The following is a 14,090-nucleotide window of genomic DNA, read 5'->3' as shown; positions in this document are numbered from 1 at the left end:
TCACTTCTGTACATTAAAGACACAAGGAGAGGTTCGCAATGGGATATGAAAGCTTGATGCTCCGCATAGAATTCTGCCATGAGCGGGCATCTTTTGGTGAAGTGGCCCAGACAGTCAGCCGGTTCGGAGGCGATATTGTTACTGTTGATATTATCAGCTCAGGAATTTCCTCGTCTGTGAGAGACGTTACTGTTCAGGCGGGCAAGGAGGGGAGCGAAGCCCTTATTGGCGCACTCCGGTTTGTTGACGGTATTTCAATTATCCATATTTCGGACCGTACCTTCCTCGCTCATCTCGGCGGTAAAATTGCCATTCAACCAAAGATGCAGGTGAAGAACCGTGACGACCTGTCGCGTGTCTATACGCCGGGGGTCGCCAGAGTCTGTGCCGCAATCGCAGAGGATCCGAAGAAAGCCCACACCCTTACAATAAAACGGAATACAGTAGCGGTCATTACCGACGGATCTGCTGTATTGGGTCTGGGCGATATCGGCCCCTACGCAGCCGCACCCGTGATGGAGGGCAAAGCGATGCTGTTCAAACAACTGGCCGATGTCGATGCCTTTCCGATTTGTATTGATTCCACGGATACGGAGGAAATTATCCGCACGGTGAAGGCGATCAGTCCGATTTTTGGAGGCATCAACCTTGAAGACATCAGTTCTCCGCGCTGCTTTGAAATTGAGCACCGTCTGCAGGAGGAGCTGGATATTCCTGTATTTCATGATGACCAGCACGGCACAGCCATCGTCGTCCTTGCCGGACTGTTCAACGCGCTGAAGGTAGTCGGGAAATCAATCGAGGATATTCGTGTTGTCGTCAATGGAATCGGGGCAGCGGGAGTATCGATCTGCAAAATGCTTCTTGCCGCAGGTGTAAGTCAGCTGACCCCTGTTGACCGTGACGGTGCCCTTGAACGTGGTGGAAGCTACGAGCAGCCCATGTGGCAGTGGCTGGCCGCGCAGCCCGGAGTAAGCACATGTCACGGCCCCCTCAGTGAAGTCATCGAAGGAGCGGATGTATTTATTGGTGTTTCCCGTGCAAAGGTACTTGCGTCAAGCGATGTACGGAAAATGGCCGGGGATGCAATCGTGTTCGCGATGGCCAATCCAGATCCCGAAATCTCACCGGAGGAGGCACTTCCGCATGTCCGCATTTATGCGACAGGACGAAGCGATTATCCGAACCAGATTAACAACGTGCTCGTTTTTCCCGGAGTTTTCCGCGCCGCGCTGGACTGCCGGGCCGGCGAGATTAATGAAACGATGAAGCTGGCTGCTGCGCGGGCAATCGCTGAAGTTGTCGGCACATCCAAGTTGAACGAGCAGTATATCATTCCAAGCATCTTTAATGATCAGGTGGTCGCCAAGGTGAGAGCGGCGGTGATCGAGGCGGCCATTCAGACATCAGTCGCAAGGCGTATCCCGCCTGATTTCCGCGGCCCCGCCCAGGAAGAAAGGAGTGCCGCCTATGCAGCTCCGGGACTGTAGGGTTGAAAAGGATTTTCTGGGAGAGCGTCATGTTCCCGGAGATGTATACTACGGCATTCAGACATTGCGGGCGGCCGAAAACTTTCCGATCACCGGATACCGGCTTCACGAGCGTCTAATCCAGGCATTTGCCATGGTGAAGCTGGCTGCTGCGCGCGCCAATCGTATGACCTTAAGACTTGAACCGAGAATCGGCCTTGCCATTGAACAAGCAGCTGCAGAAATTATCGCAGGCCAGTGGCATGATCAATTTGTTGTAGACCCGCTGCAGGGCGGGGCAGGCACGTCCATCAATATGAATACGAATGAAGTACTGGCGAACAGAGCGATCGAGCTGCTTGGAGGCGTCATAGGTGACTACGGGCTGGTCAGTCCGAATACACATGTGAACATGTCGCAGTCGACCAACGATTGCTTCCCCACAGCTGCGCATATTGCTGCAGCCAGTCTGATCGACGAGCTGCTTCATGAATTGCGTCTAGTGCAGGACACATTTGCAGGGAAGGCACAGGAGTTTGACAGCGTAATTAAAATGGGCAGGACACACTTGCAGGATGCCGTGCCGATCCGGCTCGGCCAGGAATTCGAGGCATACGCCAGAGTGGCTAAGCGGGATATCTTGCGGATTGAGCGCACCAGGGCAAATCTGTTAGAGATTAATATGGGCGCCACGGCGATCGGCACCGGCCTGAATGCCGATCCTCTTTATGTGACGCATGTTGTTCAAGAGCTTGCAGACATAAGCGGACTGCCGCTCCGTCAGGCCGAGCATCTTCCGGATGCGACACAAAACACGGACGTGTTTACCGAAATATCCTCTGCACTGAAGGTTTGCATGATTAACATGTCCAAAATTGCCAATGATCTTCGCCTTATGGCATCAGGTCCAAGAGCGGGGCTGGGGGAAATTCAGCTGCCATCCCGTCAGCCTGGTTCTTCTATTATGCCAGGGAAGGTCAATCCAGTAATGTGTGAAATCGTAAACCAGGTTGCATTCCAGGTGATCGGCAATGACCATACGATTTGCCTCGCTTCTGAAGCAGGCCAGCTGGAGCTGAATGTAATGGAGCCGGTCATGGTATACAATCTTCTGCAGTCCCTCAGCATGATGAAACAGACCTTCAGCGTGTTCCGTCAATATTGCCTGGAGGGTATTACAGCGAATGCCGAGCGCTGCCGGCAGTACGTAGAGCAGAGTGTGGGTGTTATGACCGCGCTTAATCCATATCTGGGCTATGAGGCATCCGCAATGATTGCCAGCGAAGCACTGAAGACAGGAAGGTCAGTGCGGGAGATGGTGCTTTACTATGATCTGCTTGATGAAAATCAGTTGGACGCTATACTGGATCCCTTCCAAATGACCAGTCCCGGCATTGCAGGAGAAAAAAGTTTATAAAAAAGTTGACATTTCGCGCCAAAAAATGTATAAGTATATATATAACAACTTATAACATGTTGAGCCAGGAGGAGAAATCATGAGCGTAGCAAACGTGTTGCAAACTGCACAAGATCAGGTAAACCAGATTATCGAGGCTTACAAAACAAGAACGATTAACCAGGTATTTTTAGTCGCCTGCGGCGGTTCCTCCGCATTGATGTACCCAAGTAAATATTTCATTGACCGTGAATCTACTACAGTCAAGGCTGAAGTATTCAATTCCAATGAATTCATCTACAGAGATCCGTCATTGCTCGGCGAAAACTCCTTGGTAATCCTTTGTTCCCACAAAGGCAAGACGCCGGAAACAACGGAAGCTGCAAAATTCGCGAAGAGCAAGGGTGCCCTGACCGTCTCACTGATGTATGTAGAAACTGCTCCGCTTGCCGACGAGTCCGATTATATTGTTAATTACAGCTGGGCGCCTCCAGGCGAGCTTGATCCACATCCGGAGATCGCTAACTATGCCATTCTATACCGCTTAACGATGGGCCTGCTTTATGTCAAAGAAGGCAACAAGAAGTATGAAAAGCTACTGTCGAGCCTCCCTCATTTGGATAAGGTCATGAAGTTTATTAAAACAAACTATACCGCTCCGGCAAAAGAATTCGCTGCAGCCTACAAAGATGAGCCCGTCATCTACACAATGGCGAGCGGTTCTAACTACGGTATTGCTTACTCTTTCGCAATCTGTATACTGATGGAGATGCAGTGGATCAACTCCCATGCCATTCATGCCGGCGAATTCTTCCATGGACCGTTCGAAATCCTGGATAAAAAAATGCCTTTCATTCTCTTGATGGGTCTTGATGCCACCCGGCCAATGGAAGAGCGCGCGCTGAAATTTTTGAAGGAGCACGGGGAGAAATTCTTGGTACTCGATGCCAAAGAGGTGGACTGGACAGGGGTAGATGAAGAAATGAAAGGCTACCTTGCTCCGCTAGCACTTAACTTCATTCTTCGTGTCTATGCGGTAGAACTGGCTGCGGCCCGCAACCATCCTCTGGAGCACCGCCGTTACATGTTCAAGGTTCCTTACTAAGATCTAAAATTTCCTGAATCAATTATTTATGCGGCAGGACCTGCAAAGCAGCTGGCTTTAACAGGTACTGCCGCCTTCCTTATCTTTTCTAGTGAATTATATCACAATTAATACCAGTAATTATATTCCTTTATGATATTCAATATGTTATGATTCATAGGTAAATAGAACCAGCAGGAGAATGTGCAGAATAAAAAGGTCATTGTTACTTCTTTATTGTCTTTAATTCTTATATCCAGTGCAGCAAGCGGGTCACTCATCCAGGGCGGACGGATTCGAACGGCGGACATGCAAAAAGAATTGTTCCAAATGGGGCTTAGAGTACGGCGAATATCATTACCACAATAAGATATTGAACAACTCGGTGAAACTATGATGGTGAATGATACACGCTACTGTACAGTTAAAGTAGAGGGTGAACTTAATCTCAAAACATACAGACCCGTGATTCAAAAAATTAAAATTTAAGAACTTGATCGTGAAGAAATTAGGTTTGCATACTATAATATTGATGAGGATGGGAAGCAACATTTCCAACCTAGGCCGCTTGATTTGGAGGAAGATTTAATGATTGATTTAATAAAGGCTGGAGTAACTAAAGGTGAATTCAGTAAAAATGGTTTGGAAAAACTAAAAAAAATATTTGATGAGATTCATTAAAATATAATTTCTGAGCATTGATTATTTAAATAATCTTTGGAAATAATAATTCCTACAACACGAACTTTGATAAAAAACTTGATTCATCAAAAAAGTGTGTTGTAACTTGATGATTAAAATAAGTTGTAGGAAGACAAGAACATAGTACCATAAGAGCCCGCGCCCAGCGCGGGTTTTCTGTTTTATGGGACCAAGTTCTTGTCCTTTGCTCAGGACAAGAACTTGGTCCCATTGCCGAAAATGGACAAGAACATGGTACTATTGCCGATGAACGTCGAGCTGCTGACGGCCGTGATTAGAACGATCCACATCCAGGGGACGATTCACAAGCTGCTGTTCGGTGAAAATAAAGTCTTAGACTGGAGTCATTGATTAAACGCGGTTTTTGAATTGAATAATCTGTAGCTTTTGAAAAATAAGTTTTAGACTGATCCATAAATAAAAGCAGCGGCAGTCCAAGACTAGATAAATAAAGTCTTAGACTGCCGCTACTGTCGTTGAACTAACGTTTCCCGTAAGTTAGAATAGCATATTGTTTATTTTTTATCCCTTATCTCACGAAGAATTGCTTCGATTTTCTCCATTTTCCTTAGCATCGAATATTGGTTCCCAATCAGACCCGCTAAACCAACTCCAATAATGATGATAATAAGAAGTTCCACTCTCAGCCTCCTTAATCTGACTTTATCCCATTTTAACATTTATCCGATTAACCTGTTTGTAAATGAAACAAAAGCAATCGATCACGTAGATCTACTGATTTAATGACCACATACTTTTCTCAAATAGGTTGATTTAAGAACCACCCTTTAATGAAAATACCTTAGTGATGGATCTTTTGATCACTTGCCAGGCAATCGAAACTTGCTGGTGACAGAAAGAGTGCCAGAAAAGAATGTCATTACAGGTATAAGAATCGTATGTTCCCGTTGACGCTCCGGAAGCCCTGCATGGGTTGTCCCAGGCGTTTTTGAGTGCCCGATGTAGTAACCGCGCAAAAGAGGTTGCGCTCACCGAAAAGCGATTTTCGTTTCTAACGTTTAGCGCCTCCCTTATAATAAGCAAGCGATGTTAACGCTGGTACCTCCTGTTTCTTTTTTAGCTGCCGCAGAGGGGCAGGACGGGTTCCCGGAATACAGAGAAAATAAAGATTAAAAAAAAGTTAACAAATTCCGATACATATGATTGGGATGAACATATCGTCTCGGGAAGCAAATGTACGGATTCATCTACTATTGTTCAAGGAGAACAGAAATGATTATCCAAGAGATTGCAAGCGCAGAGCCTTTTATAGCCGCTTCCCGGAATATCATCGACGTGCTTAAAAAGTCTGTAGACGTAACCTCTCTCTTCGTGGCTGTGAATGAAAACCGGATTAACCGTGTTATCAAAAGTTACAGCAACGGGGAAGAGCTGGTTCCCGAGGGCACTAACGCGCCCTTTGAAGAGACCTACTGCAGGATCGTATGCGCCGGAGGCCGGGTAGCTACGGTTATCCCTTCCACCGCTGCGGATCCGTTAACCGCCACACTCCAGGTTACACGCAAGCTGGGCGATTGCTCCTTTATTGGGGTCCCGTTGATATTTGGCGAATCTACGCCCTTTGGCACCATTTGCGCACTGGATCGCAGGATCCGCAGGTTCACCCAGTCTGACATTGATATGTTTAATGCAATGGCCGCACTATTGTCGAATGTGATGAGATCGCAGTACGAACAGTATGTGGACCCTATTACCGAAGGGTATAACCGAAGAATTCTCGAAAAGTTCCAGGAGTCTGCAGATCTCAAGCTCCGTCCGCTCAGTGTTGTCGTTATGGACATTAACGGCTTCAAGACGGTTAACCGCCTGTATGGACAGGCGTTCGGTGACAGCCTTCTGGCGCGGTGCGCCCGCATTCAAAGGCAAGTATTCGGAGAGGGTTCGTTAACCATTCGGCTTCAGGCCGATTACTTTGTAAACTTGAGCAGGGAGCGTTCGCCCAGCCGGATGCTGGAGCAGAGTCAGGCGCTTCTGGCGGCTTTGGAAAAAGTGTCTCTGCCGGACGGAAGCCCCTTGTTGGCCAGCGCTGGATTGGCGTTCTCCGAGCTGTGGACCGAAGGGCTGACGGGACTGCTGCATCAGGCCGATTCGAAAATGCTGACGGTCAAAAACCGTTCCAGGCACGGCTTCGCATATTAAGAAAGCACGTTTCAATACAATAATTATTGGATAATCAGGAGTGAACATCTAGAGTGAACATCCAGAAAGCCACTGACCTCCTCTTGCTGTCGGCCTCCGTCTTGTTGCTGTGGGTGGCCGCTGTATACAAGATCCGTCATGCTAGACAGGCCGTTAAATTGGAAACGGCCGAGATGAATGCCGGTTACTACAAATCATTGCTTCAACATCATACGGACGCTATCTTCGAGCTAAACTTGCACGGGAAGGTTACAGCCATCAATCCCGTTGCACAGCAACTCGTAGACGGGGCGGGGGTTGCTCCTCTGGGTGCCTTCATATATGAGCTGGCCCTCCCCCGGAACCGCGAAATGGTTAAGGATGCGTTCTTCAAAGCTTCCCGGGGACACACCGTCGTGCTGGAGAATACCCCAGTGCAGATGGGTTCAAAGCAAACCTATTGGCGCACGACTTACAGTCCGGCCTACCGTCACGGCAGCATCTGCGGCGTATTTGTCGTTGCCGCTAACCGGACCGAATATGCGGAAATGCAGCTCCAGCTCAATAAACAGAAGACGAGATACGAACGTGTGGCGGCAAGTCTGCCGGATATGGTGTTTGTGCTCACGCCAAGGCTGGTTCCGACTTATGTGTCACCCTCCTTTGAGGAAATTCTGGGGTATGCGAAAGGCTCTTATTTGTACCGTTACCCGGTTACGGACTATCTGTCCCCGGAGGCAGCAGCTCCTATCCAGGCGAAGTTTGGCCAGCTGATCGGCGGTGAACGGGAAATTCACTTCGAATTCCGCTTCTTTCATGCAGACGGAACTGAAGTATACCTGGAGGGAAATGGAACAGCTTTGACCGATTCTGGCGGAACCGTCGAGAAGCTGGTTATAGTCGTCCGGGACATCACGGACCGTAAGCGGGCAGAACAGACGGTCATCGACAGTGAACATTTATATCTGAGGCTCCAGAACAGTCTGCACCGTTTTACCGAGGACGTTTCCTTTATGATGAATCCTATGGAGCTGGAGAGGCGTCTTTGTACCGAGTTTCAGGAAGTTCTCCGTGTCCCTAGCCAGGCTATTATTCAAACCACCGGATTTCGGCACTTTGCATGTCATACGGGAGTTTTTCCTCCCGACGCGGAGATAAAGCGGCTGGAAACCTTTAACGGGATCCGAATGCCGGTGGGAGAGCTGTTCCGGCTGGACCGTTCCGTATGTTTTGTGGTAGGTGAGCTAAGGGGAATAATCTGCCTGGCCTGGATCGGCGATGCCGGCGCCTGGACAGAGAACAAGGCTATCCGTGCCTGGATTCAGACGCTGGCAAGGTATACCAGCGCTGTCTATGAAAATATGATGAAGATCAAGGATTTGACAGCGGAGCTTGAGATGCTGTCGCAAAGACACCGGACGCCGTCTTGGCTGCTCCGGCTGATGTATGCTGTATCCGAAAAGGAACGCAAGCATCTTTCCCAGGATCTTCACGATTCCGCTTTGCAGGAACAAATCATCTGGTACCGTAAACTCGATATGCTCCAATATTCGCCTCACGTAAACGCTGATCTAAAGCCGGAGCTGCACCGGATCGGAGAGGGGATGCTGGATGTGATGTACCAGATCAGAGCGACCTGCAACGAGCTGAGGCCTCCTTTTTTGAAGGAATGGGGACTGACGCAAGCGCTGGAAACGCTGTATGAACAGGTGCAGATGAGGTCTGATTTCCAGATTCATTTTAACAGTGACGGGTTTAAAGCCAAACTGCCGGATGAGCAAATGCTCGCTCTTTACAGGATTAATCAGGAGCTGCTGAATAATGCGGTAAAGCATTCTTTTGCTAAAGACGTGAACATTACTTTAGTCAACCATGACGACGGGATTTTAATGTTATATCAGGACAACGGGATCGGCCTGCCATCTGCACAGCTGGAGGATGTTTATGCCCGAATGGGCCTTTACGGCATAAAAGAACGTATTCGCAGTCTTGACGGCGATTGTGAGCTGGAGTCTTGTCCGGGAGAGGGGTTAACAGTTCACGTTTACCTTCCCGGTCATCATTCTTCTAAAAACACCATGTTCCCCGACACCATGATTATGGAGGAATCAGAATGAACATTTTGCTGTTAGACGATCACCCTGCCGTTACGGAGGGAACCAAGCTTATTCTTGAACAGGATCCGTTTTTTAAGGTAACAGTACAAAATCATGGCTCGGGACTTATAGAGCTGCTGAAATGTCGCAAGTTCGAAGTTATGCTGTTCGATCTTTTTATGCCCCCGTATAACGGGATCGATCTTGCAGCCGAAGTGCTGAATGTATATCCGGAATCATGCATACTCATATATACCGGTTTTGATATTATGCCTCATCTGAACCGTCTTATTGATCATGGCCTGTCCGGGTATGTCCCAAAGACGGGGACGCGGGATCAGCTTATAACGGCCATACGCTGCGCGGCACGCAAAGAGGTGGTACTTCCGCTGGATATGTTCCGGGCGATGCGGAGGAATTTGTCCGCGTCTGCGGATGGGTCTGAACCGGGAGAGAAGCCGTCGCTGCTACACCGTGACATTGAAATGCTTCGCCAAGTGGCTTTGGGGAAGGGAAACCGGGAGATCTCGGAACAGATGCATATGAGTCAGCGCTCGCTGGAGTACCATTTGACCCATCTGTTTCAGAAGCTTGGCGTCAAATCGAGAATCGAGGCTGTCAGCAAAGCGAAGGATATTGGTATCCTTGAGAATATCATTCTATAAAAACTGCGGTAGTTTGGTCATACCCCTGTCAAGTAGACAGATGAAAAAAAGCTAAGCAGCCAGCGTGTGCCGATACTCGATCGGCGCGCGCTGTTTGAGTTTCGCCTGGAAACGTTGGTAATTATAAAAGTAGATATATTCCTCGACGGCTTGATGAATCTCTGCTTCTGACTTACACTGGTGAAGGTACAACTTTTCTGTCTTCAGATGCGAAAAGAAGGATTCGATGCAGGCGTTATCCAGGCAGGTTGCTTTGCGAGAGTGGCTGCCCTTGACGCTGAATGCCTCTAATCGTGTGTTGTACGCCTGAGACGTGTACTGAAAGCCTTGGTCCGAATGGAGCACGGCCTCAGACACGTCTCTTTTCCGTGTCCACTGTGCAACAGTATCCAGGACGAGGTTTACGTCGTTTCGCTCCGAGATCTGCCAAGCTACAATCTCATTGTTAAAGAGGTCCTGAATAGCAGACAGATAGTAAAAGCGGGTGCCGTCTGAGATATACGTGATGTCCGTTACTAGCTTCTGCTGAGGTGCTGTTGCATGAAACTTACGCTTTAATCGGTTCGGGTAGACCACAGAAGGAGCAGAGCCAGCACGACTCCTTTTCTTGCGAATGACGGACTGGATCGACAGCTCTTTCGTGTGCCCCCATACCTTCTTGTGGTTGACGAGGCAGCCTGCCTCCCGCAGGGCTGCCTGCATTCGGGGGTACCCGAAATAGGGATGAGCCAAGTGAATAGCCACCATATGCTCTTTAATGGCGTGCTCTTGCTCATGGGCATCTATTCGTCGAGCCTGTGCACCTCGCCACTTGTAGTAATTTGCCCGCGATACATCTGCAATGGCTAATAGACGGGTGACGCCATGCTGGTCACGTAGTTCTTCGATTATGGCATATTTGTCTTGTAGTCCAAGCTCTCCTCCATTTACAGATTTGGATACCGCTTTTTAAGTAGTCCACCTGTGCCTTTAAGTAGTCCCGTTCTTCTTCTATACTGGCAAATGTAGAACGTGGACGTCCTTTTAAAGGGCTTGTTGCCCCTTTTCGTGTATCGAATGGCTCCCCATTCCGATATTTCTTTACCCATACTTTAAGCTGGGTACAGTTCGCAATCCCCAACCTTTCTGCGACTATCTTGTAGCTCTCTACTCCTTTAAGATAGGCTTGAATAGCCTCTACCTTGAATTCCTCTGAGTACGATTGAAATACTTGTCCCTTTTTCGCCATACAAAAATCCCCTCCAAGTTCACTCATTTCCTCATGTTAACACATAAGGTTTTTTACGAGTGTCTACTTGAAGGGGATAATACCAGTTGCGTAAGCTCCCGCAGTTTTTTTTATATTTTGCGCCGGACCGCAAACAGGGAACGCAATCCAAAGTTGCGTTCTTTTGCGTGCACGCACTTGAAAAATTGCGGTTACCAAAACGGGTGCCGCAGGTATGATGAAATCAGTTTTACATTTGCTTACTGCGCTGCGCGCCGTATCTCAAGAAACAGGAAAGGCAAGGGTGGTCATGGAGCAGACGGACCAGCAATTTATCGTTATCGAACTGGGAGGGGAAGAATACGCGCTCCCCATATCCGGAATATATGAAATTATTAAAATGCAAAAAATTACCGAGGTTCCTAACAGCCGTTTTTTTATGGAAGGCGTGACTAACCTGCGGGGCAAAATCGTACCGATCATTAGTCTGAGAAGACGGTTCGGCATGGAAGAGGCCGCCGCAGGCCGGTCAACCCGAATTGTTGTAGTTAATCATGACGATGAGATCGTCGGAATGGTGGTGGACTGTGTGCAGCAGGTAATCCAACTGGACTCCATCGAGGAGCCGGGCGAGAGTGCGGCCGGAATCGACAGCCGCTACTTTTCGGGAATCGGATATTTCGGCGAAGCATTCGTTACGTTGCTCAATATAGGAAGCATTCTGCGTTAGACCGGCGGAGAAGGAGGGAGAAGCCAATTGAACCGGAACGAGTTAATGAAACTGTATCTGGAAGAGGCGGAAGAACAAATTCAGCTTCTGGAGCAGGAAATTATGATATTGGAGCAGGAGGGCGGCAAAGAGGCGGTTATCCAGCGCCTGTTCCGCGCGGCGCATACGCTTAAGGGATCTTCGGCGGCAATGGGATTTGAAGACATCAAAAACCTTACACATGAGATGGAGAATGTATTGGACAGGATGAGGACCGGGAGTATGTCGGTTTCCGAGGAGCTGATCAATACACTGTTCCGGTGTCTGGATACCTTAAACATGCTCAAGAGTCAGGTCGAGCAGGGAGTGACGACAGGCGCCGATATCCGTGAAGTCGTCAAGGAGCTGCGCAGGCTGGCCGCCGGGGAGGAAGCCGCCGCGATCAGCGGGTTGGCGATACGGAAGACCTGTGGTGAGAACATCCCTCTGGTTTCCAAGGAGAGGGAGCTCTTGAACGAAGTACGGGCAGCCGGGCTTCAGGGGCGGTTCGTCGAAGTTAAGGTCGACGGCGCTTGCCAGATGAAAGCGGCGCGTGCACTTCTGCTGCACAAATGGCTGGAAGAGAAGTTGATGGTTCTGTATATGTATCCTCCAGTTCAAGAAATCGGAGAGGAGCAAGAGGAACCCTTGAAGCTGCGTTTTCTGCTAACAGGCCATGAATGGGAGCGCATCGAGTCGGAATGCCGCGAGATCTGCAAAGGTGAAGGCGTTGAGGACATCCGCTTTCTGGATGAGGAGCTGCACCCGCTTGAGCAGGCCCAGCCGGCTGCGGCCGACGAGAGTTCACTTATGGAATCATCCTCGCCTGTCCAGCAGCCGGGAAACGATTCGAAACGGACTGCGGGAGCCAGTGTCCGCGTAGATGTGGAACGGCTTGAAAATTTGATCAACCTGGTAGGCGAGCTGGTTATCGACCAAACCCGGATTACCCAGGTTGGGAGTGTCATACGCGACCTGCTGGGAAGCGGCGCCGACGACACGATGGACGATTTCGACAGCATCGCCAATCATATTTCACGTGTTGTGGGCGAGCTGCAGGAAAGCGTGATGAAGACCCGGATGCTCCCGATCGAACGGCTCTTTACCCGGTTTCCCCGCATGGTGCGGGATTTATCGCATAAGGTGGGCAAGTCCATACAGCTTATCCTTGAAGGCAAGGAGACAGAGGTGGACCGCACCGTAATTGAAGAAATTACTGATCCGCTGATTCATCTCATCCGAAACAGTCTTGATCATGGCATAGAAACGCCGGACGTCCGCCGCCGTGCGGGCAAACCGGAAACGGGCATTATCCGTCTGAGCGCAGAACACAAGGAGAATCAGGTTGTCTTAAGTCTTGTGGACGACGGGGCCGGGATCGATCCCCGGCAAATCGGCCGGATAGCTGTAAGCAAGCAGCTAATCACCCAGACACAGGCATCTCAAATGTCAGAACAAGAGCTGATACAGCTAATTTTTGAACCGGGCTTCTCTACGGCGAAGGAGCTCAGCGACATTTCCGGGCGCGGCGTCGGTATGGATATCGTCCGCAGTCATATTGAGAAGCTGAACGGCTTGATTGATGTGGACACCCGGCTGGGAGCAGGTACAACGTTTACCATCAAGCTGCCTCTGACGCTCGCCATTGTCCGTGGACTGCTAATCCGGATCCATCAATCCGTCTACGCTCTCCCCATAAGCAGCGTAGTGGAAATCATGCGGCTGCCGGGTCGCGAGATCCATTCGATCAAGGGGCAGCGCGTTGTCATGATCAGGGACAAAGTACTTCAGCTGGTATGGGTTCACGACTTTTTCAACGTTCCCAAGCGGGAGTTCGGCAGCGATAATAATGTATTTATCGTCATTATCGGGTCTGCGGACCGCCGTATGGCGCTGGTTGTGGATGAATTGATCGGTAATCAGGAGATCGTCGTCAAATCCATGGGCGCTTATGTGGGGAAAGTTGAGGGAATATCGGGGGCGACTATACTCGGCGACGGCGGAGTGGCCCTTATTATGGATGTCACTGGAATTTTTAACCTGGCCGGCAGAGACCGGATCGCTAAGGAGGAGATAAACGGATGAACAATCCTTCCTTCTCTGGCGCTAAGCAGGATCTGGCAGCCGTGAATGAATTGGTCGCTTTTCTGATTGACGGGATGGAGCTCGCCGTTCCGATTACCAATGTCGTTCACATTCTGTTCGTACCGGAGCTGACGAAAGTTCCCGGTATGCCGGGAATGCTTTCAGGGATGCTGAATCTCAGAGGGGAGACGGTCCCGGTTGTAGATGTCAGGGCTCTTTTTGAAATTCCGATTTCAGCAAGGTTGAAGAAACAGCGGATTATCGTAATAAAGCGAGATGGAATTTCAGCAGGTTTGCTGGTCGATGAAGTGACCAAGGTGCTGCGGATATCTCCAGACAGGCTGGAGCCGCTTCCGCCCGCGGTTGTGTCTGGCAGCAATGCTTATTTGGAAGCTATGTACAAGACAGATACATGCATTTATATGCTTCTCGGCACCCAAGCGCTGCTGGGAAGCGAAGAATATCTAATTCAGGGAAGCGGCAGGTTCTGCTGACAATA

At 49.4% G+C, this 14,090-nt stretch carries 13 protein-coding genes and 1 pseudogene; 11 read left to right on the top strand and 3 right to left on the bottom strand.

The features are described from left to right. Positions 1–38: 38 nt before the first annotated feature. The 5 genes and pseudogenes from M2108_RS01560 to M2108_RS01545 all read left to right on the top strand — a co-directional run bounded on the left by M2108_RS01560 (position 39) and on the right by M2108_RS01545 (position 5,002). Positions 39–1,490: an NAD-dependent malic enzyme gene (locus M2108_RS01560; RefSeq protein ID WP_277467689.1), complete on the top strand. Its 1,452-nt coding sequence runs from the start codon at positions 39–41 to the stop codon at positions 1,488–1,490. Further along, on the top strand, positions 1,471–2,886 hold the full coding sequence (gene aspA / locus M2108_RS01555) for an aspartate ammonia-lyase (RefSeq protein WP_277467690.1): 1,416 nt from the start codon (positions 1,471–1,473) through the stop codon (positions 2,884–2,886). The genes M2108_RS01560 and aspA overlap by 20 nt, the downstream gene beginning before the upstream one ends. Before the next feature lie 97 nt (positions 2,887–2,983). Next, positions 2,984–3,970: an SIS domain-containing protein gene (locus M2108_RS01550; RefSeq protein ID WP_481856846.1), complete on the top strand. Its 987-nt coding sequence runs from the start codon at positions 2,984–2,986 to the stop codon at positions 3,968–3,970. 257 nt (positions 3,971–4,227) lie between these two features. Next, positions 4,228–4,334, top strand: a pseudogene (locus tag M2108_RS31530) (YHYH domain-containing protein); the annotation flags it as partial. A 527-nt stretch (positions 4,335–4,861) separates the two neighbouring features. Continuing rightward, positions 4,862–5,002: a hypothetical protein gene (locus tag M2108_RS01545; protein WP_280776838.1), complete on the top strand. Its 141-nt coding sequence runs from the start codon at positions 4,862–4,864 to the stop codon at positions 5,000–5,002. A 164-nt stretch (positions 5,003–5,166) separates the two neighbouring features. On the opposite strand, the gene M2108_RS01540 is transcribed toward M2108_RS01545, so the two are convergent. Continuing rightward, positions 5,167–5,292 carry a hypothetical protein gene (locus tag M2108_RS01540; protein WP_277467693.1) on the bottom strand — a complete coding sequence of 42 codons (126 nt, stop codon included), beginning with the start codon at positions 5,290–5,292 and terminating at the stop codon, positions 5,167–5,169. Positions 5,293–5,884: 592 nt separating this feature from the next. Here M2108_RS01540 and M2108_RS01535 point away from each other — a divergent pair. From M2108_RS01535 to M2108_RS01525, 3 genes are read left to right on the top strand one after another with little or no spacing between them, the layout of a single operon-like run. Next, a complete protein-coding gene (locus M2108_RS01535) occupies positions 5,885–6,811 on the top strand; it encodes a sensor domain-containing diguanylate cyclase (RefSeq protein ID WP_277467694.1) in 927 nt (308 codons plus the stop codon). Positions 6,812–6,864: 53 nt separating this feature from the next. Continuing rightward, positions 6,865–8,907: a sensor histidine kinase gene (locus M2108_RS01530; protein ID WP_277467695.1), complete on the top strand. Its 2,043-nt coding sequence runs from the start codon at positions 6,865–6,867 to the stop codon at positions 8,905–8,907. Further along, positions 8,904–9,551 (top strand): response regulator transcription factor, encoded by a 648-nt coding sequence (locus tag M2108_RS01525; protein ID WP_277467696.1) that lies wholly within the window; start codon positions 8,904–8,906, stop codon positions 9,549–9,551. The genes M2108_RS01530 and M2108_RS01525 overlap by 4 nt, the downstream gene beginning before the upstream one ends. Positions 9,552–9,602: 51 nt before the next feature. Here the strand turns inward: M2108_RS01525 and M2108_RS01520 are convergent, their stop codons facing one another. Continuing rightward, positions 9,603–10,439: an IS3 family transposase gene (locus M2108_RS01520; protein ID WP_481857204.1), complete on the bottom strand. Its 837-nt coding sequence runs from the start codon at positions 10,437–10,439 to the stop codon at positions 9,603–9,605. Continuing rightward, positions 10,423–10,779 carry a transposase gene (locus tag M2108_RS31525; protein WP_481857199.1) on the bottom strand — a complete coding sequence of 119 codons (357 nt, stop codon included), beginning with the start codon at positions 10,777–10,779 and terminating at the stop codon, positions 10,423–10,425. Before M2108_RS31525 ends, M2108_RS01520 begins: the two co-directional genes overlap by 17 nt. A gap of 214 nt (positions 10,780–10,993) precedes the next feature. On the opposite strand from M2108_RS31525, the gene M2108_RS01515 reads away from it, so the two are divergent. Genes M2108_RS01515 through M2108_RS01505 form a run of 3 tightly spaced genes read left to right on the top strand, consistent with a single transcriptional unit; the run spans position 10,994 to position 14,085 of the window. Continuing rightward, positions 10,994–11,488 (top strand): chemotaxis protein CheW, encoded by a 495-nt coding sequence (locus tag M2108_RS01515; RefSeq protein ID WP_280776836.1) that lies wholly within the window; start codon positions 10,994–10,996, stop codon positions 11,486–11,488. A gap of 27 nt (positions 11,489–11,515) precedes the next feature. Further along, on the top strand, positions 11,516–13,591 hold the full coding sequence (locus M2108_RS01510) for a chemotaxis protein CheA (RefSeq protein ID WP_277467698.1): 2,076 nt from the start codon (positions 11,516–11,518) through the stop codon (positions 13,589–13,591). Continuing rightward, complete coding sequence (locus M2108_RS01505) at positions 13,588–14,085, top strand: chemotaxis protein CheW (RefSeq protein WP_277467699.1); 498 nt, start codon at positions 13,588–13,590, stop codon at positions 14,083–14,085. Before M2108_RS01510 ends, M2108_RS01505 begins: the two co-directional genes overlap by 4 nt. Positions 14,086–14,090: the final 5 nt, after the last annotated feature.

The organism is Paenibacillus sp. PastM-3, assembly GCF_029893965.1.
Lineage (GTDB): Bacteria > Bacillota > Bacilli > Paenibacillales > Paenibacillaceae > Paenibacillus_AQ.
The sequence above is the reverse complement of the archived record's forward strand: the minus strand, read 5'-3'. Positions and strand labels throughout refer to the sequence as shown.

What these genes read in the sequence shown, in the direction of transcription:
- M2108_RS01560 (WP_277467689.1), top strand. Translation starts at nt 39, where the DNA reads ATGGGATATGAAAGCTTGATGCTCCGCATAGAATTCTGCCATGAGCGG.
- aspA (WP_277467690.1), top strand. Translation starts at nt 1,471, where the DNA reads ATGCAGCTCCGGGACTGTAGGGTTGAAAAGGATTTTCTGGGAGAGCGT.
- M2108_RS01535 (WP_277467694.1), top strand. Translation starts at nt 5,885, where the DNA reads ATGATTATCCAAGAGATTGCAAGCGCAGAGCCTTTTATAGCCGCTTCC.
- M2108_RS01525 (WP_277467696.1), top strand. Translation starts at nt 8,904, where the DNA reads ATGAACATTTTGCTGTTAGACGATCACCCTGCCGTTACGGAGGGAACC.
- M2108_RS31525 (WP_481857199.1), bottom strand. Translation starts at nt 10,779, where the DNA reads ATGGCGAAAAAGGGACAAGTATTTCAATCGTACTCAGAGGAATTCAAG.
- M2108_RS01515 (WP_280776836.1), top strand. Translation starts at nt 10,994, where the DNA reads ATGATGAAATCAGTTTTACATTTGCTTACTGCGCTGCGCGCCGTATCT.
- M2108_RS01505 (WP_277467699.1), top strand. Translation starts at nt 13,588, where the DNA reads ATGAACAATCCTTCCTTCTCTGGCGCTAAGCAGGATCTGGCAGCCGTG.